Source organism: Mycobacterium sp. UM_Kg27, from assembly GCF_000972905.1.
Taxonomy (GTDB): Bacteria; Actinomycetota; Actinomycetes; order Mycobacteriales; family Mycobacteriaceae; genus Mycobacterium.
Map to the genome: position 1 here is coordinate 1 of NZ_JRMM01000059.1, position 24,157 is coordinate 24,157.

Annotated in this window: 22 protein-coding genes and 1 pseudogene; 7 read left to right on the forward strand and 16 right to left on the reverse strand. The window is 66.8% G+C overall.

The annotated features are described in order from the left end of the window. A partial coding sequence (locus tag LI94_RS11220; RefSeq protein WP_046301229.1) for a dihydrodipicolinate reductase occupies positions 1-1,065 on the forward strand: 1,065 nt, incomplete at its 5' end. Here the strand turns inward: LI94_RS11220 and LI94_RS11225 are convergent. The 10 genes from LI94_RS11225 to LI94_RS11270 form a co-directional block, all read right to left on the reverse strand. Continuing rightward, a complete protein-coding gene (locus LI94_RS11225; RefSeq protein ID WP_239651204.1) occupies positions 1,053-1,352 on the reverse strand; it encodes a cytochrome C oxidase subunit IV family protein in 300 nt (99 codons plus the stop codon). The two genes, LI94_RS11220 and LI94_RS11225, sit on opposite strands and share 13 nt — an antisense overlap. A gap of 5 nt (positions 1,353-1,357) precedes the next feature. Next, positions 1,358-1,960, reverse strand: coding sequence for a cytochrome c oxidase subunit 3 (locus LI94_RS11230; protein ID WP_082105730.1), 603 nt, complete (start codon positions 1,958-1,960; stop codon positions 1,358-1,360). A 22-nt stretch (positions 1,961-1,982) separates the two neighbouring features. Continuing rightward, entirely contained in the window at positions 1,983-2,726 is a 744-nt protein-coding gene (locus LI94_RS11235; RefSeq protein WP_046301245.1) for a hypothetical protein, read from the reverse strand. An 11-nt stretch (positions 2,727-2,737) separates the two neighbouring features. After that, on the reverse strand, positions 2,738-3,481 hold the full coding sequence (locus tag LI94_RS11240) for a hypothetical protein (protein WP_024443924.1): 744 nt from the start codon (positions 3,479-3,481) through the stop codon (positions 2,738-2,740). A gap of 119 nt (positions 3,482-3,600) precedes the next feature. Then, a complete protein-coding gene (locus LI94_RS11245; RefSeq protein WP_036458782.1) occupies positions 3,601-4,194 on the reverse strand; it encodes a TetR/AcrR family transcriptional regulator in 594 nt (197 codons plus the stop codon). Between the two features lie 21 nt (positions 4,195-4,215). Then, positions 4,216-5,085, reverse strand: coding sequence for a methylmalonyl Co-A mutase-associated GTPase MeaB (gene meaB / locus LI94_RS11250; RefSeq protein WP_036458779.1), 870 nt, complete (start codon positions 5,083-5,085; stop codon positions 4,216-4,218). Positions 5,086-5,093: 8 nt separating this feature from the next. Beyond that, positions 5,094-5,861 (reverse strand): enoyl-CoA hydratase/isomerase family protein, encoded by a 768-nt coding sequence (locus LI94_RS11255; protein ID WP_046301230.1) that lies wholly within the window; start codon positions 5,859-5,861, stop codon positions 5,094-5,096. 19 nt (positions 5,862-5,880) lie between these two features. Next, positions 5,881-6,966 (reverse strand): acyl-CoA dehydrogenase family protein, encoded by a 1,086-nt coding sequence (locus tag LI94_RS11260; RefSeq protein ID WP_046301231.1) that lies wholly within the window; start codon positions 6,964-6,966, stop codon positions 5,881-5,883. Beyond that, complete coding sequence (locus LI94_RS11265; RefSeq protein WP_046301232.1) at positions 6,953-7,858, reverse strand: acyl-CoA dehydrogenase family protein; 906 nt, start codon at positions 7,856-7,858, stop codon at positions 6,953-6,955. Before LI94_RS11265 ends, LI94_RS11260 begins: the two co-directional genes overlap by 14 nt. Beyond that, positions 7,843-9,285: an AMP-binding protein gene (locus LI94_RS11270; RefSeq protein ID WP_046301233.1), complete on the reverse strand. Its 1,443-nt coding sequence runs from the start codon at positions 9,283-9,285 to the stop codon at positions 7,843-7,845. The genes LI94_RS11265 and LI94_RS11270 overlap by 16 nt, the downstream gene beginning before the upstream one ends. Positions 9,286-9,356: 71 nt before the next feature. On the opposite strand from LI94_RS11270, the gene LI94_RS11275 reads away from it, so the two are divergent. Next, the gene (locus LI94_RS11275; protein WP_024443920.1) at positions 9,357-10,370 is read left to right on the forward strand and encodes a ferredoxin--NADP reductase; all 1,014 of its coding nucleotides are present in this window, start codon (positions 9,357-9,359) and stop codon (positions 10,368-10,370) included. Positions 10,371-10,383: 13 nt separating this feature from the next. Here the strand turns inward: LI94_RS11275 and LI94_RS11280 are convergent, their stop codons facing one another. From LI94_RS11280 to LI94_RS11300, 5 genes are all read right to left on the reverse strand, one after another. Then, entirely contained in the window at positions 10,384-11,817 is a 1,434-nt protein-coding gene (locus tag LI94_RS11280; protein ID WP_046301234.1) for an aldehyde dehydrogenase family protein, read from the reverse strand. Next, on the reverse strand, positions 11,817-12,770 hold the full coding sequence (locus tag LI94_RS11285) for an SDR family NAD(P)-dependent oxidoreductase (protein ID WP_046301235.1): 954 nt from the start codon (positions 12,768-12,770) through the stop codon (positions 11,817-11,819). Before LI94_RS11285 ends, LI94_RS11280 begins: the two co-directional genes overlap by 1 nt. Before the next feature lie 106 nt (positions 12,771-12,876). Continuing rightward, the gene (locus LI94_RS11290) at positions 12,877-14,721 is read right to left on the reverse strand and encodes an NAD(P)/FAD-dependent oxidoreductase (RefSeq protein ID WP_046301236.1); all 1,845 of its coding nucleotides are present in this window, start codon (positions 14,719-14,721) and stop codon (positions 12,877-12,879) included. After that, positions 14,718-16,100: an aromatic ring-hydroxylating dioxygenase subunit alpha gene (locus LI94_RS11295; RefSeq protein WP_046301237.1), complete on the reverse strand. Its 1,383-nt coding sequence runs from the start codon at positions 16,098-16,100 to the stop codon at positions 14,718-14,720. The genes LI94_RS11290 and LI94_RS11295 overlap by 4 nt, the downstream gene beginning before the upstream one ends. After that, positions 16,100-16,981: an SDR family oxidoreductase gene (locus LI94_RS11300; RefSeq protein WP_046301238.1), complete on the reverse strand. Its 882-nt coding sequence runs from the start codon at positions 16,979-16,981 to the stop codon at positions 16,100-16,102. Before LI94_RS11300 ends, LI94_RS11295 begins: the two co-directional genes overlap by 1 nt. 295 nt (positions 16,982-17,276) lie before the next feature. Here LI94_RS11300 and LI94_RS11305 point away from each other — a divergent pair, with 295 nt between their 5' ends. From LI94_RS11305 to phoU, 5 genes are all read left to right on the forward strand, one after another. Beyond that, on the forward strand, positions 17,277-17,891 hold the full coding sequence (locus LI94_RS11305) for a TetR family transcriptional regulator (RefSeq protein ID WP_046301239.1): 615 nt from the start codon (positions 17,277-17,279) through the stop codon (positions 17,889-17,891). A gap of 108 nt (positions 17,892-17,999) precedes the next feature. After that, the gene (locus LI94_RS11310; protein WP_046301240.1) at positions 18,000-19,001 is read left to right on the forward strand and encodes an acyl-ACP desaturase; all 1,002 of its coding nucleotides are present in this window, start codon (positions 18,000-18,002) and stop codon (positions 18,999-19,001) included. Positions 19,002-19,018: 17 nt separating this feature from the next. After that, positions 19,019-20,170, forward strand: coding sequence for a tRNA dihydrouridine synthase DusB (gene dusB, locus LI94_RS11315; RefSeq protein WP_255351889.1), 1,152 nt, complete (start codon positions 19,019-19,021; stop codon positions 20,168-20,170). Positions 20,171-20,353: 183 nt separating this feature from the next. Further along, the gene (locus LI94_RS11320) at positions 20,354-22,615 is read left to right on the forward strand and encodes an LCP family protein (RefSeq protein ID WP_046301241.1); all 2,262 of its coding nucleotides are present in this window, start codon (positions 20,354-20,356) and stop codon (positions 22,613-22,615) included. Positions 22,616-22,669: 54 nt separating this feature from the next. After that, complete coding sequence (gene phoU / locus LI94_RS11325) at positions 22,670-23,338, forward strand: phosphate signaling complex protein PhoU (RefSeq protein WP_024443910.1); 669 nt, start codon at positions 22,670-22,672, stop codon at positions 23,336-23,338. Here the strand turns inward: phoU and LI94_RS11330 are convergent. Then, a pseudogene (locus tag LI94_RS11330) lies at positions 23,327-24,124 on the reverse strand (DUF3418 domain-containing protein); the annotation flags it as partial. The gene phoU and the pseudogene LI94_RS11330 overlap by 12 nt on opposite strands. Between the last annotated feature and the right edge of the window lie 33 nt (positions 24,125-24,157).

Sequence of the window (24,157 nt, forward strand, 5' to 3'; positions counted from 1 at the left end):
CCCGCCTCCCCCTACCGGGTCGTCCAGTGGACGACCGGCAACGTCGGCAAGAGTTCCGTCCGGGCGATCGCCGGCAACCCCAATTACGAACTCGTCGGCCTCTTCGCCTGGTCGGACAACAAAGTCGGCCGCGACGCCGGCGAGCTGGCCGGCATCGACCCGCTCGGCGTCACCGCGACCAACGACGCCGCGGCGCTGCTGGCACTCAAGCCGGACTGCGTGGTCTACAACCCGATGTGGATCAACGTCGATGAGCTGGTGCAGATCCTCTCGGCGGGCGTAAACGTCGTGACGTCAGCGTCTTTCATCACCGGCCATAACCTCGGTGACGACCGGGCCCGGCTCGACGAGGCGTGCCACAAGGGCGGGTCCACCCTGTTCGGCTCCGGAGTCAGCCCGGGCTTCGCCGAACTGCTGGCGATCGTGGCGGCGACGGCATGCGACCGGGTCGACAAGATCACCATCACCGAGACGGCCGACACCACCCTCTACGACTCCCCCGACACCGAACGGCCGGTGGGTTTCGGCACCGCGATCGACGACCCGGACCTGGAGCCCATGGCCGCGCGCGGTACGGCGGTCTTCGCCGAGGCGGTCCGGCTGCTCGCCGACGCGATGGGCGTCGAACTCGATGAGATCACCTGCTCCTGCGAATACGCCCAGACCACCGCGGATCTCCCGATGGCCTCATGGACGATCCGGTCCGGTCAGGTGGCCGGGGTGTTCGCCAGCTGGCAGGGAATCGTCAATGGCAGATGCGTCATCGACATCAACGTGCGGTGGCGCAAAGGTCAAACACTCGAACCGGACTGGCAGCTCGACGGCGACGGCTGGAAGATCACCATCGACGGCCGGCCGACGGTCAACATGCAGGTCGGCTTCACTCCGCCACCCGACCTGATCGCCTCGGCCAAGTCCCTCGACGACTTCTTCGAGCTCGGCCACATCATGACCGCGATGCCGCCGATCAACGCCATCCCGGCCGTCGTCGCCGCCGAACCCGGGATCGCCACCTACAACGATCTACCGTTGAATCTGCCCCGGTTTCCCGCTCAGCATAGGTAGATCACCAGCACGGCCGTGCACAGCACCGCCAGCCAGGTGTCGGTGGTGCGGCGCAACCAGATCGGTGCGCTGCGCACCTCCATGAGGTTGCGGATGATCAACCGGGCCTTGACGGCCGACAGCGCGATCACCGTGACGGTGATCGGGATGCTGGGCTCGACAGGGCCGGCACTGTGCCCCGGAGCCAGCCACCAGGCCAGCACGGTGATGGCCACCAGGACAAGCCAGGTGGCGGCGGTAAGACGCTCCGGCCGGTGCTCGAGTATCGATTCTGGCTGTGCGGTCACCCGATTCACCTCATCACGTAGAGCAGTGCGAATATCACGACCCAGAGCAGATCGACCATGTGCCAATAGGTTGCGCCCTGTTCGACCATGCTGATCCGGGCCCGGCGCGGATTGCGCAGGTCGCGGATCACCACGCCGAGAATGATCAGGCCCAGAGCCACATGGAACAGGTGCACCCCCGTCAGGACGTAGTAGAAGCTGAAGAAGGTACTTGAATTGGTGTATCCCGCTTGGATTTCAGCGGTCCATTCATAGACCTTGATGACCGCGAACACCACACCGCAGAACATTCCCCCGCGGACCAGGCCGATGGCACCGGCCCGATTACCGTCCCGAGCCGCGTGCACGCTCTCGACGATCAGCCACGAGCTGGTGATCAACACGATGGTGTTGACGACGCCGAGGGTGACGTTGAGGTGTTGCTGATCGGCCAGGAACTCCTCGGGAGCCATTGCCCGGAACACCATGTACGCCAGGAAGTAACTACCGAAGATGAACAGATCACCCAGCACCATGAACCACATGTGCCCGTCACCGGGCAGATGAGTCGCTGGGCGCCTTCCGGCGGCCCCCAGCCGACGCACGGTCGGTGCTTTCTGGTCAGTCATCAATGCGCCTCCAGCCGGAGAGTCAGACGATCGGTGGTGAATCGACGGGTTCGCGGGCGCCCGTCACCTGTAGGAATGCGATCAACGCCGCCAGCCAGACACAGAACACCACGACGGCGATGTAGAACGTGATGACCCCGTTCCAAGCGAACGCACCGGAGTCGAAGAGCCACATCTGGCTGGCGATCACCTCGGTGACGATCTGCCAGATACTCACGTAGGCAAACCATTTGGGGAAGATGTTGTTCTTGTCGTAGAAGATCGCGATGGCCAGGCTGAAGTACGCGGCGGTGAAGCAACCCAGCGAGCCGTTGTAGGACAACATTCCCAGGTCGTAGAAGAATCGCACCATCTCCGGGTCACGGTCCGGCCGGAACGCCCCGAGCGAGTAGCACAGAATCACCATCTGGAAGCCGGGGACGGCTCCCACCGCCATGCCGCCGATGTAGGCGTAGGCCAACACTTTGCCCGATGTCATCCGCATCATGTGGTAGCCGACCAGGCCGTTGGAGATCGCGGCCCCGCCGGTGATGGCAAGCAGCAACACGAAGCCGAAGTGCATGGTCATCGCGTGCTGGGCGAACCAGGCCTGCATCGCCTCCGGGCCCACGTCGGGCCTTGGTGGCGGTGTCACCCGGCCGAGCAGGCACACCCCCAGGCCCATCAGGCCGTAGAACACCACGAAGATCCACCACACCACGCGCACATCGGGTTTGCCCGCACCGGGCGGCGGGGTGGCTTCGATATTGCTGTCGCCGTAGAGCAGGGTGGCGACGTTCACCGCAGCACACCCTCGGCAACGCCCTGCCGATACAGGGCATCTCGTAGCGCGAAGAACATCGCGAACACGAACACCGCGAAGGCCCCGTTACGCACCCAGAACGAGATGAGACCGTCCCAGGCCAACGGCCCGGTCTTGAACACCGTGGCGGCGACCGACGGCAGCATGGCCAACGCGGTGATCACGGACAGGTGGGCCACCCAGCGCGGGAACACCGGATCGGGACCGCGGTCGGCGTAGACGGCGCAAGCCAACATCGCGAACTGGCCGACGATCATCCCGACAGGTGCGATGAACGACATCCACGCCAGGTCGTTGAGCGCCTCGATCACCTCGGGGCTGCGATCGGACCGAAAGGCCGCCACCCCGAAGAAGATGTTGGACAGCGCGAAAAGCGTCGCCCCGCTGACCACCGCGGCCAGATACCCGTAGGCGAACACGTGACTCTGGGTGGACATCCGTTTCATCTGGCCCACGATCAGCACCAGGAACGGCACGATCATAATCCCGCACAGGTTGAATCCGACCATGCTGAGACGGATCCACGATCGGTGTTGGTCATAGAACTCGGCAACCTGCGCCGCGGACATGGTCGGTGACATCGGCGGGAAGAACCCCGGGAAGGTCGCGAACAGCACGAGCAACACCGCGCCGACCGCGGGACCCGACCACAGCAGCACCAACTGCGCCCGGAATGCGGTGGCCTGCGGAGTCTCCTCCGCCTCAGCGATCATCTGCATGGCGTGATTCCTCCGCTGCTCGCCCGGCGACACCAGCCGGGCGGCCGTCGGGACCGAACCGCCCTAGCCGATCGACTACCCGAAAGATAGCCGATCGGCTATCTCACGGTCAATGGCCTTCACCCTCCGGCGCCGTCCGGCGCCTCGATGAAGCGCTTGGTAAGTCGCAGCAATTGGGCACGCAGCGTGTCGTCGTCGACGTGGCCCACCAGTGGATGCATCACCCCAACAGCGATGGCACCGGACAACATCGCCGCCGACACCACGGCGTCGTCGCCGGCTTCGCCGACGAGCACCCCGTACAACCGCGCGATGAACTCTTGAAAAGGCTGATGCTCGGCCAGCAGCCGGACGATCACCGGATCGAACTGCAGGGTGCTGGCCGCACCCCGCCTACGCACCGCCATGTCGATGACCCCGTCGAGCAACACTTCTCGAGCCCGCGGCCGACTCTGCTCGGCCTCGGCGGCCTCCAGCGCGTCCTCCAACGCCCCCAATTCCCGCTCGGTGAGCGCGACGACGATCTCATCCTTGGTTTTGAACTGGTGATAGACCGCCGCCTTGGTCACCCCGATCACGTCGGCGATCATCTGCAACGACGTTCCGCCGACGCCGTGTTCGCCGATCAACTGCAGCGCAGCGTCGAGAATGCGCGTCTGCGCCGCGCTGCGGGGAATGAAGCGGAACTGGGCAGCGGCCGGAGTGGAAGCCATGCGATGAGAGTAGCCAGTCGGCTAGTCAGACAACAGCCGCTCCGCCGCGGAGTAGGGATCATCGGCACCGTCGACAACCTGTTCGGTGAGCCGGTCCAGCGCGGGATGGGTGCGCAACCGGGTCTGAGCCAAGGACAGGATCTGCGCCCGGGCCCGGGCCAGCCGACGCTCCCGGCTGTCGGTGCGGTGATGGGCTTCGATGGTGTCCACCAACTCGTCGAGACCGTCGCCGCGCGCAGCGATCAGGGTGAGAATCGGTGCGCCGGTGTGCATCAGCTCGACCCGAAGGTCGCGCACGGTCTGCTCGGCACCCTCGCGGTCGGCCTTGTTGACCACCACGATGTCGCCGACTTCCAGCAATCCGGCCTTGGCGGCCTGGACCGCGTCACCGGCGCCAGGATTGAGCACCACGATTGTCGGATCGGCGATCGCGGCGATCTCGATCTCGGATTGGCCCACCCCGACCGTTTCCAGCAGCAGCACGTCGAAGCCGAGCGCGGCGAGCAGCTGCAGGGCTGCGGGCACCCCCTCGGCCAGTCCGCCCAGGTGGCCGCGGGCCGCCACCGACCGGATGAGCACCTCCGGGTCGTTGATGTGGGCAGCCATCCGGATGCGATCACCCAGCAGTGCCCCGCCGCTGAACGGCGAGGACGGGTCGACGGCCAGCACCGCCACCCGCAGGCCGCGCTGTCGGTAAGCCCCCACCAGGGCAGCGATCGTGGTGGACTTGCCCGCCCCCGGCGGCCCGGTCACCCCGATGACGCGCGCGGCCGCCGGCCCCACGGCGGCCAGGACTTCGGCCCGCCGGCCGCTTTCGACCAAGCTGAGCAACCGGCCGGTGGCGCGGACGGAGCCCCCGCGCGCCGCGGCCAGCAACTCGGCAATGGTCATCGGTACCGTCAGTTCTTGTTCGCGGTGAGCCGATCGACGATAGCCGCGAAGTCGTCGGTCTTGAAGGACTGATCTTCGGCCATATTGGCGAAATCCAGCGTGGCCAGTACCGCACGCTCCAGGTGGATGTTGAGCAGCCGTTTGGTGCTCTCCACCGCCTGGCGAGGCAACTCAGCGATTCGCTTGGCACACGAAATCGCTTCCGCCAGCGGATCTTCGGCTACGTGATTGGCCAGACCCAGCCCCACTGCCCGGGCCGCCGGAATACGTGCTCCGGTCAGGGCGTATTCCTTGGCCAGCAACAGACTCATCTGCAACGGCCAGGTCAGCGGGCCGCCGTCGGCGGCGACCAGACCCACCTGCACGTGCGGGTCGGCCAGGTAGGCCGATTCCGAGATGTAGACGATGTCGCTCAGCGCCACCAGACTGCAACCCAGGCCGATAGCGGGGCCGTTCACCGCCGCGATGACCGGGGTACGGCAGCGTGCCATGCCCAGCACGATATCGCGGCCGTGCGCGATCGTCTTGGCACGCAGCTTCTCATCGCGGCGGAGTTCGTCGAGGTAGGCGAAATCGCCTCCGGCGGAGAACGTCCGCCCGCTGCCGGTCAGCACCGCCGCCCGCGCCTCGTCGTCTTCCTCCAACCGGGGCCACAGTTTCGCCAGACCGGTGTGCAGCGCATCGTTGACCGCATTGAGCGCGTCGGGGCGATTCAGCGTGATGATCCGCAGCGGTCCCTCGGCGCGCACGTCGATCTCGGCGGGCATGTCGTACATGTCAGACTCCTTCGCGGGTCTACAACCCCAGTATTCGGCCGGCAATGATGTTCTTCTGAATCTGCGAAGTCCCGCCCATCACGCTCTGGGCACGGCTGTACAGGTAGGCGCTGAGCAGGTCCGGGTCGTCGACCCCGCCGACCGCCAGCGCGGCGTGGCCGACGGACTGCTCCACCCAGGTCATCAGCAGCTTGTCCAACGAACCCTCCGGCCCGTGCGAGAGGCCGTCGAGCTGTTCGGAGAGCCGCCGGCGCACATGCAACCGCAGCATCTCGGTTTCGACTGCTGCCCAGGCCAATTCCTCCGGCACGTCCCCCGGTACACGGTTCGCCATCTGGCGCACCAACTTGCCGTAGCGCGCCGAGTATCCCAGGGTCGACGGTTCGCGCTCATGACCAACGACCGTCATCGCCAGCGCCCAGCCCTCCCCTGGAGCCCCGATCATCTGACTCGCCGGCACCCGCGCACCGTCGAACAGCACCTGGCCGAATTCCGTGGTGACCCCGTTGATCATCTGCAACGGCCGCTGCTCGATTCCGGGCTGGTGCATCGAGATGACGAACGCCGAGATACCGCGATGCCGGGGAGCGTCCTTGTCGGTGCGGGCCAGCAGCAGACACCAGTCGGCGACATCGGAGTAACTGGTCCAGATCTTGTGCCCGTGAATGACGTAGTCGTCGCCTTCCCGGGTCGCCGTGGTGGTCAGCGATGCCAGATCCGAACCCGCCCCGGGTTCGGAGAAGCCCTGGCACCAGCGCTGGGTGCCGTCGATCATGCCGGGCAGGAACCGTTGCTGCAGTTCGTCACTGGCGTGCCGGCCCAGCCCGACCACCAGATACCCCAGACTCGGCCGCGGCGGGGCGCCCGCGACCGCCAGCTCCTCGTCGACGATCACGTCATAGACCGGCGGCAGATCCTGGCCGCCGTACTCCCGCGGCCAGGACACCCCGAAGAATCCGCCCGCATACAGTGCCTGATGCCACTCACCCTGGCGCGCCCAGTATTCGTCGTCGCCGGCGGCGGGGAAGGTACCGGCGCGCTCCGTCAGCCAGGCCCGAAGCCTGCTGCGGAAGTCGGCTTCGGCGCGCGAATCACGAAAGTCCATCTGCGATCTCCCTTATCGTCACGGGCCACAGGCCGGTCGAAGTCAGCGCCCGCCGCAGGTAGACGTGCGCCGCGCAATCCCAGGTGTTGCCGATGCCGCCGTGCACCTGGATCGCGGTCTCGCAGACCGTCCGCGCGGTGCGTGCCGAGTAGATCTTGGCGATCCGGGCGGCACGCACCGCGTCGGCCGCGGGCGCCTCGTCAACCGCCCAGGCCGCGTGCCGCAGCACGCTCACCGAGCCCTCGATCAGCGCCAGTCCCTCGGCGAGCAGGTGTGCGATGGCCTGATAGGACCCGATGGGTTTGCCGTACTGCTCACGGAGCTTGGCGTAATCGCATGCCAGACCGTGCGCACCACGCGCGGTGCCGACCAGATCGGCGCACGTCGTCACCAGCGCCAGCGCCTGCCACCGCAATGCGTCCTCGGCGCCGAGCTCACCGACCCGCTGCGGCGCACCGGCAAGACCCGCGACGGGCCGGGTCAGGTCGGCGCTGGTGCGCAGCGCGCCGACGGGGGCGGTCAGCACCGTGCGACCGCGTACCGTCACCGCCTTCGCGGCACCGCGGGCGTCGATGGCGGTGTCACCGACCGCAACGGTGGTCGGGTCCTCGCCCAGGGCCACCCGGCGGTGCAGGTCGTCGGCGAGTACCGGTCCGAGGAACGGCACATCGATGAGGCCGCGCCCGAACTCCTCGGCGACGATCGCCACCTCGACTCCCGAGGCGCCGTCGGAACGTAAAGCGCGCCAGCCGGTCTGCTCGACGGCGCGTTCCAGGCGGGCTATCCGGCTCGCATCGTCGAGGTCGGCCACCGAGCCCGGCCCCAGATCGTCGGCGAGCTTGGCCGAGGCGTCTCGCAGTTGACGCTGCTCGGCATTCAGCCGGACATCCATAGGCGCTCCTTCAGTAGTCGGCGCAACAGCTTTCCGGAAGGCAACCGAGGGATCTCAGGTACGAACACCACCCGGCGCAGCCGCTTGTAGGACGCGAGGCGGTCGCCGACCAGCGCGCACAGTTCCTCGGCGCTGACCGGGGCGTGCAGTGCGACCGCGGCGACGACGGCCTCACCGTCACGCTCGTCGGGCACCCCGAACACGCCGCAGTCAGCGACCGCCGGGTGCTCGTGCAACACCGCCTCGATCTCGGCGGGGGCGACCTGAAAGCCGCGGACCTTGATCATCTCCTTGCAGCGATCGGTGATCCGCAACCGGCCGCCGGCGTCGACGTAGCCCACGTCGCCGGTATGAAACCATCCGTCGCGCACCACCTCTGCGGTCGCCGAGGCGGGAAGGTAGCCGGCCATCAGGGATTCGGACCGGACCAGGATCTCGCCGAGAGCTCCGGGCGGCAACGGCTCGGGGGCGGCATCGTCGGCATCCAGGTCCACCACCTTCAGCTCGACCCCGGGCACGGGCCGGCCCACGGTGTCCGGAACCGCCAGGTTGCGTCGCGCCCCATCGACGGGATTGCAGGCGATCACCGGCAGTTCGCTGGTGCCGTAGGCCGGCACAAACGGCACGCCGGTGCGCCGGGTGACGGTGTCCGCGACGACCGCGGTCACCGGGGTGGCACCCCACATGATGAAACGCAGGGAGGACAGGTCGAATGATTCCAGGTCCGGATGCGCGGCGATGGCCAGAGCTATCGGCGCCACGGCCATCTCCACGGTGATCTTGTCGGTACCGATCGATGTGAGCATCGCGTCGATGTCGAACCGGCGGTGCAACCGCACCCACGCCCCGACCTGCAGCGCGGTAAGGATGTTGAGCAGCCCCAGGATGTGCGACGGCGGTGTCGCCACTTGGATCCGGTCGGCGGCGCTCAGCCCCAAGGCATCCCGCCAGTGCCCCACCGCCGCGGCCAGCGAGGCGTGGGTGTGCCGGACGGCTTTGGGCAACCCGGTGGTGCCGGAACTGAACACCAGCAGCGCGTCGGAGCCGGCCGGCGGTGGATCACCCTCCCAGGTGGCGGCCGGAATCTCGGCCATCACATCATCGAGGTGCCGCATCGGCATCAGCTCGGCCAGTACCGGGTGGTCGCCGAGGGCGCACCGGGGTTGCACCAGCGCGAGCGCGTGCGCCACCTCGTCGCGCTTCCAGGCCGGGCTGATCAGGGCGGCGACCGCACCCAGGCGCCAGATGGCGCGCACCGCGATGACGAACTCCGGGCGATTCGATGACATCAGCGCCACCCGGTCTCCGGTGCGCACGCCGTCGGTCGCCAGCACGGCGGCCAGGTCGCCGGCCAGCGCGTCGAGTTCGGGCAGCCGCCACTGCCGATCCTCGAACGCAAGCACTGCTGTGGACGATCCTGGCGACATTTGAGAAGATCCTATCGGTTTGAGAGAATAGTATTCTCTCAAGTGAAGAACGCAAACCAGAAGGGGTGGGCATGGCGGTCACTCATGTTTTCCAGCGAGCGACCGTGACGCGCATCGTCAAAGAGACCGCCGACGCCTACACCTTCGTGCTGGCGCCCCACGAGACACCGTTTCCCTACCGGGCCGGCCAGTATTCGACGTTCCAGGTACGGGTCGACGGCGAGGAGTTGTACCGGTCCTACTCGATGTCGAGCGCGCCAGAGACCGACACCGAGCTGACGACCACGGTCAAGCGTGTTCCCGGCGGCAAGGTGTCGAACTGGTTGCTGGACAACGTCGCCGAAGGCGACGAGCTGGTCATGACCCGCGCGGCGGGGACCTTCTGCCTGCAAGAGTCGGCGGCTCCGCTGCTGGCGTTCTCCGGCGGCAGCGGGATCACTCCCATCCTTTCGCTGGCCAAGAGCGCACTGGCGACCACCGACCGCGCCGTGCGACTGCTCTGCGCCGATCGGGACGCTACCGCGGCGATCTTCGAACGCGCGCTGGACGAACTCGCCGCCCGCTACCCCGGGCGACTGTCCGTGCACCGCCACCGCGACGCCGACGACGGACTCCTGGACGCCACGGCGGTCACGGAATTCGTCGGCGCCGACACCGGCGCGGACTGCTACGTGTGCGGGCCGGCCGGATTCATGGATGTGGTGCGCGCGGCCTGGCCCGGTCCGGGCCGGCTGTTCATCGAGGACTTCGATGTGGCGACCGTTCCGGCACCGGCCCCGTCGTCGGCGGCCCCGGCGCCCGACACCGAGGTGTCGGGGACCGTCACGATCCACCTGGGGCGCCAGAAGGAATCGGTGCCGCGGGTCCCTCGCGAGACCCTGCTGGAGAGCGCCCGCCGCGCCGGACTGGCTCCGCCGTTCTCCTGCGAGGCGGGCAACTGCGGCACCTGCATCGCCCAGATCACCGAGGGCAGCGCGACCATGCTCAACAACACCGTGCTCGACGACGACGAAGTGGCCGACGGTTACATCCTGACCTGCCAGGCCCTTCCCGAAGGCGGCTCGATCACCGTGCACTACGAATAGCGCGGGCGCCATCTCAGCCGGCGGCACCCACCCCGTAGCCCAAAGTGCTCTTGGTCTCCAGGTATTCGTGGAATCCGGCGTCGCCCCACTCCCGGCCGTTGCCGCTGCGCTTGTAGCCGCCGAACGGTGCGTTCAGGTCGAAAGCGTGGTTGATCGCCACCCAGCCGGCCCGGATCCGGCGGGCGATGCCCCGCGCGGCGTCGAGATCGGCGCCCGAGACGTAGCCGGCCAGGCCGTACTCGGTGTCGTTGGCGATCTCGACGGCCTCGTCGAGGTCGTCATAGCCGAGGATGCACAGCACCGGGCCGAAGATCTCTTCGCGCGCGATCGTCATCTGGTTCGTCACCCGTGCGAAGACAGTCGGCCGGACGAAGTAGCCGGTCTCAATCCCGTCCGGCCGGCCCACGCCGCCGGCGGCGACCGTAGCGCCCTCGGCGATACCCTGCTCGATCAGGCGCTGCACCTTGGCGAACTGCGCCGCTGACGCCACCGGACCGATCGCTTTCGGATCGACGGGGTCGCCGACCTTGACCTGTTCGGCGACCGCATGGGCGATCGCGATGGCCTCGTCCATGCGCGAGTTCGGCACCAGCATCCGCGACGGGGCATTACAGCTCTGCCCGGAGTTGACCATCATGGTCGAAACCCCGGCGGTGACACTGTCGACGAACGCGTCGTCGTCGAGCACGATGTTGGCGCTCTTGCCGCCCAGCTCCTGGGTCACCCGCTTCACGGTCGGTGCGGCGTTCTCCGCCACCGCCACGCCGGCGCGGGTGGAGCCGGTGAACGACACCATGTCGACGTCCGGGTGCCGCGACAACGCCACCCCCACCCCGGGGCCGTCGCCGTTGACCATGTTGTACACGCCGGCCGGGACACCCGCGGCATGCATGATCTCGGTGAAGACGTAGGCCGAGAACGGCGCGACCTCCGACGGCTTGAGCACCATGGTGCAGCCGGTGGACAACGCCGGGTACACCTTCACCGCGATCTGGTTCAGCGGCCAGTTCCAGGGTGTGATGAGACCGCACACCCCGATCGGGTCGCGTTCCACCAAGGTGTCACCGCGCTGCTCGCTGAACGAGAAGTTCTTCAGGGCATCGATCGCGGTGACGAGGTGACCCGCCCCGAGATTGACCTGGACTCCGGCGGCCAGGCTGGGTGGTGCCCCCATCTCTTCGCTCACCGCGTCGGCAAGATCGCCGCTGCGACGTTGATACTCGGCCAGGATCGCCTGCAGCAGCTCCAGCCGCTCCGCGCGGCTGCTCTGCGACCAGCCGTCAAAGGCCCGCCGGGCCGCCGCGACCGCGAGGTCGACGTCGGCCGCCGAGCCCAGTGCGATCTTCCCGCAGACCTTTTCAGTGGCCGGATTGTCGACGTCGAGCGTCTTCGCTTCGGCCGGGTCCACCCACCGGCCGTCGATGTAGAACTGGGTGTAATCGCGCATCACAACTCTCCTTCGACTACTTGGGTTCCGTCTGATTGGGCCATCCCGAAGCTGTAGCGGATATGCGCGGCGTGCCCGTCGGGCACCACCGGGAAGCTCACCGGCTCGGTGACGTCGCGGATCGCCTCGATCCGCGCGTCGATGTCCTCGATCGTCCAGGACGGTTGGTAAACACCGGGACTCTCAACCAATGCGGCGCGCGCCACCCGCCCGGCCAGCGCGATCAACACTTCACCGGTGACCGAACAGGACTCGTGTGCCAGCCACCCCACCACGGGCGCCACCAGCTCGGGTTCCATCGGCGGGTACGCCGACGTGTCGACCCCCTCGGCCATCCGGGTCACCGCCGCCGGGACCACCACGTTGCAGCGGACTCCGTGAGCCGCGCCCTCCAGCGCCGCGACGTTGCTCAGCCCGATCACGCCCGCCTTCGCGGCCGCATAGTTGGCCACATCGGCGTTGCCGTAGATTCCGCCGATCGACGAGGTCAGCACTATGCGACCGTAGCCTGCGTCACACATGACGCCGAAGGCCGCCCGCACCACATGGAACGCGCCACGCAGGTGCACGTCCAGGACCGCCTCGAAGTCGTGCGAACTCATCTGACGTAACGGCGCCCGGCGGACGTTTCCGGCATTGTGGATCAGGATGTCGACCCGCCCGTAGCGCTTCAGCGCTGCGTCGACGATGGCCGCACCGCCCTCGGGTGTGGCGACCGACGCGGTGCAGCCCACCGCGGCGCCGCCCGCATCGCGGATCTCGGCGGCCACCTGCTCGGCGAGGTCCGCGTGCAGGCCGTCGCCGGTGAGGTCACCACCGGTGTCATTGACGACAACAGCGGCACCCCGCTGCGCCAGCAGCTGCGCATAGGCGCGACCCAGTCCCCGCCCGGCACCGGTCACGATGGCAACACGGCCATCGAAGTTCAGACCCGCAGTCCGGTGTCGGCTCAAGCGAACGGTTCCTCGGTTCGGTGCAGCATCCGGTCTGCCAGTACGGAAGTTTCGATCCGCTCGCTGCGTTCTCGTATCGGCAGTGTCGTAGCCCTCGACGTCGATGTCACTGCAGATCCAGGCCTTTCAGGTCGCCGGCGTCGCGCCACTGCCTCAACAGGTCGTCGAAGGCGTAGAAGCCCGGCGAGTAGACCTCACCCAAGAACGAGCGGCTGGCGTCGCCGAATCCGCGGCCCTCGTTGTTGTAATAGCCTGGTGTGCAGGATAAGTCGAAGGCCGAGTTGTCGAATGCCAACTCACGGATGGTGTTGACCCAGGCGTTCTGTCCCTCCGCACTGGGCTCGACGACCGTCGCCTCCCGTTTGACAGCCTCGGCAATGATGTAGGCGATGTGCTCGGCCTGCTGCTCGAACATCGCGGTGGTGTTGGCCGACACACCGCCCTGAATGAAGCCGGTGTGGAACTGATTGGGGAACCCGCGGCTGGTCATCCCATGCAGGGTCTGGTACCCGTCGCGCCAGTGGTCGAACAGCGATACCCCGTCGCGGCCCTCGATCACGTCGATCGCGTACCGACGGCTGATCTCCGTGGATATCTCGAAACCGCTGGCGAAGATGACGCAGTCGACGTGGTACTCGACGCCGCCGGCGACAATGCCTTTCTCCGTGAGTTTTTCGACACCCTTGGATTCGGCCACGTCGACCAGCGTGACGTTGGGCCGATTGAACGCGGGCAGGTAAGTGTCGCTAGAGGTCGGGCGTTTGCACATGAAGCGGTAGTACGGCTTGAGCGCCTCAGCGGTCTGCGGGTCCTCGACGATACCGTCGATGCGGCGACGCAGCCGCTCCATGATCTTGTAGTCCTCCTCCTCCCGCATCGCCATGATCTCCTCGACGCTCAGAGCCGTCGGGTCGGGGCTGGCGCCGATACGAGCGGTCAGGTTGCGCCCCAACTCGGTCCAGAAGTCGCACACCATATCGGGGGCGTCGAACACCACGCCTTCGAACGGCGACCAGCGGTGAAAGTTGCGCTTGCGTTCGGCCTGCCAACCGGGTCGCAGCGACGCGGCCCACTGCGGGTCGGTGGGCTCGTTGCGACGGAAGTCGACCGACGACGGCGTGCGCTGAAAAACATAGAGCTGTTTGGCGTCTCGGCCCAGGTGCGGAACCAGCTGCACCCCGGTCGCGCCGGTGCCCACCAGAGCTACCCGCTTGTCCGCCAGCTTGTCCAGGCCACCGTTCGCGTCACCGCCGGTGTAGTCGTAATCCCAGCGGGCCGAGTGGAAGACGTGGCCGCCCGCGTCCATGAAGTCCTTGATGCCGGCGATGCCGGGCAACTTGGGCCGGTTGTAGGACCCCTGCGCCATCACCACGAAACGCGCCCGCAAGTCGTCGCCCCGGTTCGTCGTCAGCCGCCAGCGCTTGATCTCCTCGTCCCAGCGGGCGGTGCGCACCTGGGTCGAGAAGATCGCCCCGTCATAGAGGCCGAAGTGCTTTCCGATGTTCTGACAATGCTGGAAGATCTCGGCGCCGTCGGCGAACTTCTTGGACGGGATGAAGTCGAGTTCTTCGAGCAGCGGAACGTAGCAGTACGCGTCGTTGTCGCATTGGATTCCGGGGAACCGATTCCAGTACCAGACACCGCCGAACTCGCCGCCCATCTCGATAACCCGCACGTCGGCCACGCCGGCCTTCTTCAGATAGGCGCCGGCGAGCAGTCCGGCAATGCCACCACCGAGGACTACGACCTCGATGTCGGCGTCGAGGGGTTCCCGCGGAGTCACCGCGGTGTGCGGATCGACCTCGGCGAACTCCACGAAGTCATCCTTGAGTTCGAGGTACTGCTGCGAGCCGTCGGAGCGAACGCGCTTGGCACGCTCGGCGGCGTACTTGCGCCGCAGCGCCTCGATGTCGAAGTCGTCCGGGGTCTGGGTCGGCGCGCAGTCCGTCATCGATCGTTTCCTGTCGGGATTTCTTGGGGTGCACCGGCGCCCATGTACTTCGATAACTGGTGGTGCAGGTTGACGATGGCGCGCTCCCGGTAGGGATTGGGCTTCGCGCCGGGATAGCCGAGGGATTTCATGCCCTGCTGCACCGCCGCCATGTTGGAGAAGTCCTGCGGGAGGACCGAACGCCAGCCCGGGTCGCCCACCGGGGTGTACTCCCATTCCGTCCGCGGCTCTTCACCTTTGGGAAAGAGTTCGAACACCGAGACCTCGAAGATGCACTTGTCGGGGTTGTAGCTGGGATGCGGCCGAGCGCTGTAGCACAGGGCACTTGTCAGCCCCTGGCCGATCTGGAAGTTCGGGAAGATCTGCCATGCGGTGCCGGCCTGCCCGAGCACATCGGCGGGAATCGTCGGCCAGATGACGCCGCGGGCGGCATCGTCGCGCCGCGCCGAGGCGAGCCAGTGTTCGAGGACCTTCTCGGCCGTGGTGCCCTCGGGTAGCTCGTCGACCAGTCGCTTGGCGGCGTTCACCAGAGTGGCGGTGGTGGTGGCGTTGGTCTCCTCCATGGTGTAGACCTGCATCTCCGCGGTCGACACCCGCGGATCGGCGCCGGTCCCCAGCCGAATCTTCGACTTGGTCGCCTCCAGATCGTCGGGAGCGTCGTAACCGAGGTTGCTGTGCTTGCCCTGCACCCTCGCCCAGCCCTTGAACTCGCCGAACCTGTTGAACTCCGGATGGGTGGTGTAGACGTGGTAGGTCTCGTTGAAGGCCTCCATGGCGACCTTCCAGTTGCAGTCGAACTCCAGCCATTTGCGCCACTTGTAGCGCATGTTCTCCAGGCCGAACGGTTCGAGGATCTTCGCGGCCGGGAACAGGTAGTCGGCCAACGATTCGCAGTCGGGATCCATGTTGATCCAGAGCCAGCCGCCCCAGGTGTCGACTCGCACCGAGCGCAGATGAGTGTTCGCAGGCGTCAGAGTGCCCTGCCAGTCATCCTGTTCGCGAATATGGGTGCAGGCGCCGTCGAGTCCGTAGGTCCAGCCATGGAAACCGCACACGAACGACTTGCGGGTGCGCGCGCAGGCGTTCTTCGCCCCGGCGGGGGTGTCGACCAGTCGGCGGCCACGATGCATGCAGACGTTGTGGTGAGCCTGAAAGGCGTCCGGCCCGCTTCGGACGACGATTACCGAGTCGTCGAGGATGTCGTAGGTGAGGTAACTGCCCACCTCCGGTAGATCTTCGACCCGTCCGACCTGTTGCCATACCTTGCGCCACAACTTGTCTCGCTCGGCGCGCGCGTAGTTCGGACATGTGTAGGCCTCAACACCGATCGTGACCGGACGTGCGAGTTCTTCGTCGGAACCCTGAACCGGATCGGTCATCACATCCTCCTTATCGCGGCGCGGAAGGTGTCGTCCTTGAGGAACAGCGAGGTGTTGTCGGCGTCGAGGTGACTCCATTTGAGGTTGAGCCCGCCGTCGACCAGCAAGGTCTGCCCGGTGATGTAGCCGGCCAGGTCCGAGAGCAGAAACAGGATCGGTCCGGCCTGCTCCTCGGGCCGCCCGCGGCGCCCCATGGCGATCGCCTGCAGGTCGCGATCGGGGTCATCGTCGGTGTAGGTGGCCGAGGCTGCGGTGTTGGTGACTCCCGGAGCCACCGCGTTGACCCGAATGCCGGCCGCGGCCAGCTCGACGGCCATGGTGCGGGTCATCGCGACGATCGCGGCCTTCGCGGTGCCGTAGGCGATATGGAACGGCGCGGTGTTCATCCCGCTGATCGAGGAGATCGACACGATCGAGCCCGGCCGGTGCTGGGCCACCAGCGCGGCAGCCATTGCGCGGCTCATGAAAAAGGCGGTCTCCAAGTTGTGGGTGAAGATCTTTCGCCAATCGGCGCGCGCCACCCTGGTCGACGGCATCCAGGTCGCCGGCTCCGCACCACCGGCGACGTTGACCAGTCCGTAGAGCTGGCCGTCGGCACGTTGCGCCGCTTCGAGCACCGTGGCGACACCCTCGTCGGTGGAGGCGTCGGCGGCCACGGGTATCACCGCCAGGCCCCGCTCGGCCAGCGGCGTGATGTGCTCGCGGAGGTTTTCCTGCGAGCGGCTCACCGCGATCACGGTGGCTCCCGCCTGGGCGGCCATCGCGGTGATCGTCGTGCCGATCCCGCCGCCGCCGGCGCCCGACACCACCACGATCCGGCCGCGAAGGTCCAGGAGGTTGAAATCGCTCGACAGGCTGGGAGGAGTGCAATGATCCGCCATGACCCGCTTTCACCTGGCACAGAACGCGATTCGGATGCCCGACCGACACCGAGATCGCGGATTTGTCCGGACAACATATGTCATTCTTCGTTCTGAAGAATACTATTCCGCAGGGGCAAGCGCAGAGTCAAGAGCCGAAGCCGGGAGACCGCCGGCCAAATTGTCTGGACCAACGCGATGGCGCGTGCCGGTGCCGACCGGGCGAAGACGGCCCGTCGGGGCGGCGCTAAAACGTGACCGACGACGCCCCGCGCCGGGATGGACATTCACATCGACGGCGGGCATATTGCTGCTTATGTTGCCAAGACGAGCCTTAGAAAATGGTGCGTCGCCCAGTCAGGCCCAGGGCCGCTGGTCCGGGGTCCCACTGGCCGAGCGCCAGGGTCTGCGCCGCGATGAATTCATCGCCGCAGGCGTACAGCTCCTTGGCGACGCAAAGGGTCCCGCGCTGACCATCCGGTCGGTCTGCCGCGCGACTGCGCTGACCGAACGCTATTTCTACGAGAGCTTCGCCGACCGCGACGAGTTTGTGCGCGAGGTATATGACGACGTGTGCACACGGGCGTTGGCGGCGATGCTGTCGGTCCACAGCCCGCGAGAAGCCGTGGAACGCTTCATCACCCTGATGGTCGACGACCCAGCGCGGGGCCGGGTGCTGTTGCTGGCTCCCGAGAGCGAACCGATCCTGTATCGCGCCGGAGCGAGGTGGATGCCGGACTTCATCGTGATGTTGCAGAACACCCTCACCCGAATCGGCGAACCGGCGGTCCAGCAGATGGTGGCGACCGGCCTGATCGGCGCCCTGACCGCCCTGTTCGCCGCCTTTCTGAACGGCCAGCTCACGGCCAGCCGCGCCGAATTCATCGATTTCTGCGTCGACATGCTGCTCAGCGCGCGCACCCACCAGTAGGACCGGACGGGAACAACCAGCCAAACACGCACCGCGAAAACTTGATGCTACCGACAGGTACAGATATATTGCCTGCAACTAGTCGACACAGATATCTGGGGAGCTGGCATGACGCGGGAATGGACCGACGTGGAGCTGCTGCACGAGCTCGAGCCCGTCGTGGAGAAACTCATCAACCGACACTTCTCGATGGCCAAGGACTGGAACCCCCACGACTACATCCCCTGGTCGGAGGGCAAGAACTACTACGCGCTCGGCGGGCAAGATTGGCATCCCGAGCAGTCGAAACTGTCCGAGGTCGCCCGGACCGCAATGGTGCAGAACCTGCTGACCGAGGACAACCTGCCGTCGTATCACCGCGAGATCGCGATGAACTTCACCATGGACGCCCCCTGGGGCACCTGGGTCAACCGCTGGACCGCTGAGGAGAACCGTCACGGTATCGCCCTGCGCGACTACCTGGTGGTCACCCGCAACTGCGACCCCATCGAACTGGAAACGCTGCGGATGGAGACCGTCAACCGCGGCTTCAGCCCGGGCCAGAACCACCAGGTGCAAGACGACCTGTTCGCCGAGAGCCTGTTCGACTCGGTCATCTATGTGAGCTTCCAGGAACTGGCTACCCGGATCTCGCATCGCAACACCGGCCAGGCCTGCAACGACCCGATTGCCGACCAGCTGCTGGCCCGGATCTCGCACGACGAGAACCTGCACATGATCTTCTACCGCGACGTCAGTGCCGTCGGCTTCGACATCGCGCCGGAACAGGCGATGCGCTCGCTGCACCGGGTGCTTGCCAACTTCCAGATGCCCGGATTCGTCGTCCCGGAGTTTCGCCGCAAGGCCGTGATCATCGCAGTCGGCGGCGTCTATGACCCGATCATCCACCGCGACGACGTGGTGATGCCGGTGCTGAAGAAGTGGGGCATCCTCGAGCGGGAGTTCAGCGGCGAGGCGGCCCGCTACCAAGAGGAGATCGGCAAGATCGTCGCCGAGTTGGACGACACGTGCGAGAAGTTCGAGCTGGCCAAGCAACGCCGGCTCGAGCGCGAGGCCAAGATGGCCGAGAAGCGCGCCGCCAAGAAGGTGTTGGAGCCATCAGCGCCGTAGTCAGTGGTGGCGGCCTGGTGGAGGCGCAGCCCGCACTGCGGATCGGGTCGCTCCAGCTCGCCAGTCCCGTGGTGCTGGCCCCGATGGCCGGCGTCACCAACGTCGCCTTCCGCACCCTGTGCCGCGAGTTGGAACAGTCCCGGGCCGGAACGGTGAGCGGGCTCTATGTCTGCGAGATGGTGACCGCACGCGCGCTTGTCGAACGGCACCCCGCCACCCTGCACATGACGACGTTCGGGCCGGAGGAGTCACCGCGCTCGCTGCAGCTCTACACCGTCGACCCCGACACCACTTACGCCGCGGCGAAGATGATCGCCGATGAAGGACTCGCTGACCACATCGACATGAATTTCGGCTGCCCGGTGCCCAAGGTGACCCGCCTCGGCGGCGGGTCGGCGCTGCCCTACAAGCGCCGGCTCTTCGGCAATATCGTCGCCGCGGCGGTGCGCGGCACTGCCGGCACCGATATTCCGGTGACCGTGAAATTCCGGATCGGCATCGATGACGCGCACCACACCCATCTGGACGCCGGGCGCATCGCCGAGACCGAAGGGGCCGCGGCGGTGGCCCTGCACGCCCGGACCGCGTCGCAGCGCTATTCCGGCACCGCCGACTGGGAGCAGATCGCGGCGCTCAAGGCGCAGGTCCGGTCGATTCCGGTCCTGGGCAACGGAGACATCTTCGAAGCCGGCGATGCGCTGGCCATGATGGCGGCCACCGGTTGTGACGGGGTGGTGATCGGCCGTGGCTGCCTGGGGCGCCCGTGGTTGTTCGCCGAGCTCTCGGCGGCTTTCGCAGGCCGGCCCACCCCCACTCCGCCCACGCTGGGCGAAGTCGCCGATATCATCCGCCGCCACGGCGACCTGCTGGCCCAGCACTTCGGCGAGGACAAGGGCATGCGCGAGATCCGCAAGCATGTCGCCTGGTACCTGCACGGATTCCCGGCCGGTTCCGAGCTGCGGCGCGAACTGGCGATGGTGACCACGCTGTCCGAACTCGACGGGCTGCTCAAACAGCTGGACGGCTCCGTCCCGTTCCCCGCGGCCGCCACCGGCCCTCGCGGGCGACAAGGCTCACCGGCCAAGGTCACCCTGCCCGAAGGCTGGCTGGACGACCCCGACGACTGTGCGGTGCCGGCCGGCGCGGACATTATGCACTCTGGTGGCTGAAATGAGACTTTGTCGACATCGCGTGTCTGGAAAGTTCTCAGTAGAATAAGTACCTTATTGCCCCAGGCAGGGATCGTCTCTGCGGAGGCAGATCCAGGTGCGGAGACCAATGCCGATCATCCGTACCGCACCGGCGTGCGAGCGACGCGCGCTGGTACCGAAGACTCGGAGGCCCTTGAGGACATGAGTGACGGCGATAACGCCACTCCTGGCCGCTGGGCTCCGGAGGGCCCCGATGACGGCGACCGTCAGCTGATGACGATGACACCGCCCGGCCCCGCACCTTGGGAGCGCTGGCAGAACTCGTCTGAGGACGCCCCGGTCCCGCACCGGCGAAACGCGTCCCGGCGCCGCAACGGGTCGGTCAGCGTCGCCGACCTGATCGCCAGGGTCAATGCCGAGCCTCCGCCGTCCGGGGGACGCAGCCAGCGCCGGGCCGCCGCGGTGGCAGCCGAACGTCGCGACGTGGCCGAGTTCGCCGAACCCGTCGCGCCGGTCGAAGCCGCCGTCGTCTCCGAGCCCGAGGCCGGGTATGCGGCGCTCGAACTCGCCGATGTAGCGGACCCCATGCCCGACATCGCCGAAGTGGCCTACCCGTCGGAAGTGCCCGACCTCGACCGTATTCACGGCACCTCACTCGAGCCGGCCGGTGCCCCCGACTGGGCCGAGTCGGCAGCCACCACCGAACCGCCGGGTTTACTCGGCGCTCCCAGCTTCGACTCTCCTCCGTCGAGCCTCGCTGAACCGCCGGGTTCATACGGCGGTCCCAGCTTCGCCTCTCCTCCGTCGAACCTCGCTGAACCGCCGGCGCGAATCGACCCGCCTCGCCGCACGCCGCCGGCGGTCGCCGAACCGGCCCCGCACGGGCCCCATCACCGGGCGCGGCTCGCCGGACGGGCGGTCGCGGCCATGATGGCGATCCTCGCCCTGGTGCTGACCGGGTCGGCCTGGCAGTGGAGCTCTTCGAAAAACCGCAGCCTCAACCACGTCAGCGCATTGGACCCCAACTCGCACGACATTCTCGATGCGGCCGGCCAGTACGGCGACGAGAACTTCCTGATCGTCGGCGCCGACACCCGCGCCGGCGCCAACAGCGCCATCGGCGCCGGCAGCACCGAAGACGCCGACGGAGCTCGCTCCGACACGATCATGCTGGTCAACATCCCGGCGAACCGGAAACGCGTGGTGGTGGTGTCGTTCCCCCGCGACCTGGCGATCACCCCGATCCAGTGCGAGGCCTGGAATTCCGCGACCGGTGCCTACGGGCCGATCTATGACGAGGAATCCGGAACCTACGGCGACGACATCGTCTACACCGAGACGAAGCTGAACTCGACGTACGCCTTCGGCGGACCCAAGTGCCTGGTCAAGGAGATTCAGAAACTGTCCGGACTGGCGATCAACCGGTTCATGGCCGTCGACTTCGTCGGATTCGGCAAGATGGTCGACGCGCTGGGCGGAGTCGAGGTGTGCACCCCCAGCCCGCTATACGACCTGGTGCTGGGCAGCGTCCTCGAAGACACCGGACGCCAGCGAGTCAACGGCGGCACCGCGCTGAACTACGTACGAGCCCGGCACGTCACCACCGAGGACAACGGGGACTACGGTCGCATCAAGCGTCAGCAGCTGTTCTTGTCGTCGCTGCTGCGTTCGTTGATCTCCACCAACACCTTCTTCTCGCCGACCAAGCTCAACAACGTGGTCAACATGTTCATCGGCGACAGCTCGGTGGACAACGTCACGACCAAAGACCTGGTGAACCTCGGCCAGTCTTTGCAGAAGGTCGCCGCCGGCCACATCACCTTCGTCACGGTGCCGACAAGTGAGACCGATGAGAACGGCGACGAGGTCCCCCGGATGGATGACATGCGGGCACTGTTCGACGCCATCATCAACGATGACCCACTGCCCGGCGAGAACGACCACAACGCCACCGCGGTTCCGACCACGGCGGCAGCCAGCCCCACGACCCCGTCCACCGTTGTGCCCGGCGCCCCGACCGACCCGGTGGTCAAACCGCTCAGCGAACAGGTGCACGCAGTCACGACCTCACCCGCCGATGTCATGGTCCGGGTGTCCAACGCCACCGAGCAATCCGGCCTGGCCGGCGCCACCTCCGAAAGCCTGCAACGGTGGGGCTTCAACGTCGACAACGCCGACGACTACCCCGGCACCGTCAAGGCCACCAAAGTGTTGTACTCCCCCGGAAACGAGCAGGCCGCCGCCACGGTGTCCTCGGCATTGTCGGGCGCGCCGATCGAGCGGGTCAGCGGACTGGGCGGCATCGTCCGCGTCGTGCTCGGGTCAGACTTCCGTGCCGTGACCAAGCCCGTCGCCAGCGGCTCGCAGGTCAGTGTGCAACTCAACCGCGGTGCCAGCGTCGAGCCGACCGAACTACCCGATGACCTGACCGTCACCAACGCCGCCGACACCACCTGCGAGTAGCGCCCACTCCCGCCCAACCCGCGCGGATCGCGGTCCACGGTTAGTCTTGAGGGCATGCGAACCGCGTACCACGAGCAACTCTCGGATCTGGCCGAACAGCTCGGCAAGATGTGCGGCTTGGCCGGGGCAGCAATGGAACGCGCCACCCAGGCCCTGTTGCAAGCCGACTTGATGCTGGCCGAGCAGGTGATCACCGATCACGAGCAGATCGCCGCGATGAGTACCCGCGCCGAGGAAAGCTCCTTTGTGCTGTTGGCGTTGCAGGCCCCGGTTGCCGGGGACCTGCGCGCGATCGTCAGCTCCATTCAGATGGTGGCCGACATCGACCGGATGGGCGCATTGGCCCTGCACGTCGCCAAGATCACCCGCCGTCGCCACCCGCAGCACGCACTGCCCGAAGAGGTCAACGGGTACTTCGCCGAAATGGGCAGGCTTGCAGTCGAGTTGGGCAACAGTGCGCAAGAGGTGCTGTTGTCGCGCGACCCGGAAAAGGCCGCCCGGATCCGCGAAGAAGACGACGCGATGGACGACCTGCACCGGCACCTGTTCTCGGTGCTGATGGACAAGGAGTGGCGGCACGGAGTGGCCGCAGCCGTGGACGTGACGCTGCTCGGGCGGTTCTACGAGCGGTTCGCCGACCACGCCGTCGAGGTCGCTCGTCGGGTGATCTTCCAGGCGACTGGCAAGTTTCCCGACGAGCACACCCTGCCGTCAAGCGAGTAGCGCGTCGATCGCCCGGTAGATGCGCTGTTCGCTGACTGGGCGCGGGGTACCGAGCTGCTGAGCCCACAGACTCACCCGTAGCTCTTGGATCTGGCGCGCGATGTCGCGCACATCGTTGTCGCGATGGCGAGCGGTGGGCAGGGTCGCCAAGAGGTCCTGGTAGGCATGCTGCACCGCGTGTACCCGAGCCATCCGTTCCCGGTCAGCCTGCAACGCGCGGGGCAGCTGCTCCACCCGGCGACGGACCGCGGTGAGGTAGCGGATGAGATCCCCAAGATGCGCGCGACCGGTGGCGGTGACAAAACCGGGCGCCAGCAGCGCATCCAGCTGGCCGACGATATCGGCGAACGCCTCGGCCTGGGTGGGCGGCGGCTGCGCCGGCAGCGCCACTTGGGTGTCACGGGCCGCGGCCAGCACCTGCGCAACTCGGGTAATCACGTCAACCGTGGTCGGCACCAGCTCGGCGGCCACCCTATTCCGCAGCACTGTGTACTCGTCGCGGGTCCACACCGGTATTGGTGCCAACGCATCGGTCGCAGCGTCGGCACAGTCGTCGATGAGCGCGGCCAACGTCCCATCCGGGTTCGCCTTGAGCATCAGCCGGGTCGACGAATCCAGCTGACGCTCCACAGTTTTGACCGGCGAAGGAATGTCGCAGCGCAGCAACCGGCGGATACCGGGGCCGAGCGCGGAGCCCTGCTGCGCCTGGGTGGAGAACACCCGCAGCTGCGCGGTGGCACCGGCATCGACAAAAGCCGGGAAGCCACGAACGGCGCGCCCAGCTACCACTGTCTCTTATACACATCTCCGAGCCCACGA

What these genes read in the sequence shown, in the direction of transcription:
- LI94_RS11230 (WP_082105730.1), bottom strand. Translation starts at nt 1,960, where the DNA reads ATGACTGACCAGAAAGCACCGACCGTGCGTCGGCTGGGGGCCGCCGGA.
- LI94_RS11240 (WP_024443924.1), bottom strand. Translation starts at nt 3,481, where the DNA reads ATGCAGATGATCGCTGAGGCGGAGGAGACTCCGCAGGCCACCGCATTC.
- LI94_RS11245 (WP_036458782.1), bottom strand. Translation starts at nt 4,194, where the DNA reads ATGGCTTCCACTCCGGCCGCTGCCCAGTTCCGCTTCATTCCCCGCAGC.
- meaB (WP_036458779.1), bottom strand. Translation starts at nt 5,085, where the DNA reads ATGACCATTGCCGAGTTGCTGGCCGCGGCGCGCGGGGGCTCCGTCCGC.
- LI94_RS11255 (WP_046301230.1), bottom strand. Translation starts at nt 5,861, where the DNA reads ATGTACGACATGCCCGCCGAGATCGACGTGCGCGCCGAGGGACCGCTG.
- LI94_RS11260 (WP_046301231.1), bottom strand. Translation starts at nt 6,966, where the DNA reads ATGGACTTTCGTGATTCGCGCGCCGAAGCCGACTTCCGCAGCAGGCTT.
- LI94_RS11265 (WP_046301232.1), bottom strand. Translation starts at nt 7,858, where the DNA reads ATGGATGTCCGGCTGAATGCCGAGCAGCGTCAACTGCGAGACGCCTCG.
- LI94_RS11270 (WP_046301233.1), bottom strand. Translation starts at nt 9,285, where the DNA reads ATGTCGCCAGGATCGTCCACAGCAGTGCTTGCGTTCGAGGATCGGCAG.
- LI94_RS11275 (WP_024443920.1), top strand. Translation starts at nt 9,357, where the DNA reads ATGGCGGTCACTCATGTTTTCCAGCGAGCGACCGTGACGCGCATCGTC.
- LI94_RS11280 (WP_046301234.1), bottom strand. Translation starts at nt 11,817, where the DNA reads ATGCGCGATTACACCCAGTTCTACATCGACGGCCGGTGGGTGGACCCG.
- LI94_RS11290 (WP_046301236.1), bottom strand. Translation starts at nt 14,721, where the DNA reads ATGACGGACTGCGCGCCGACCCAGACCCCGGACGACTTCGACATCGAG.
- LI94_RS11295 (WP_046301237.1), bottom strand. Translation starts at nt 16,100, where the DNA reads ATGACCGATCCGGTTCAGGGTTCCGACGAAGAACTCGCACGTCCGGTC.
- LI94_RS11300 (WP_046301238.1), bottom strand. Translation starts at nt 16,981, where the DNA reads ATGGCGGATCATTGCACTCCTCCCAGCCTGTCGAGCGATTTCAACCTC.
- LI94_RS11305 (WP_046301239.1), top strand. Translation starts at nt 17,277, where the DNA reads ATGTTGCCAAGACGAGCCTTAGAAAATGGTGCGTCGCCCAGTCAGGCC.
- LI94_RS11310 (WP_046301240.1), top strand. Translation starts at nt 18,000, where the DNA reads ATGACGCGGGAATGGACCGACGTGGAGCTGCTGCACGAGCTCGAGCCC.
- LI94_RS11320 (WP_046301241.1), top strand. Translation starts at nt 20,354, where the DNA reads ATGAGTGACGGCGATAACGCCACTCCTGGCCGCTGGGCTCCGGAGGGC.
- phoU (WP_024443910.1), top strand. Translation starts at nt 22,670, where the DNA reads ATGCGAACCGCGTACCACGAGCAACTCTCGGATCTGGCCGAACAGCTC.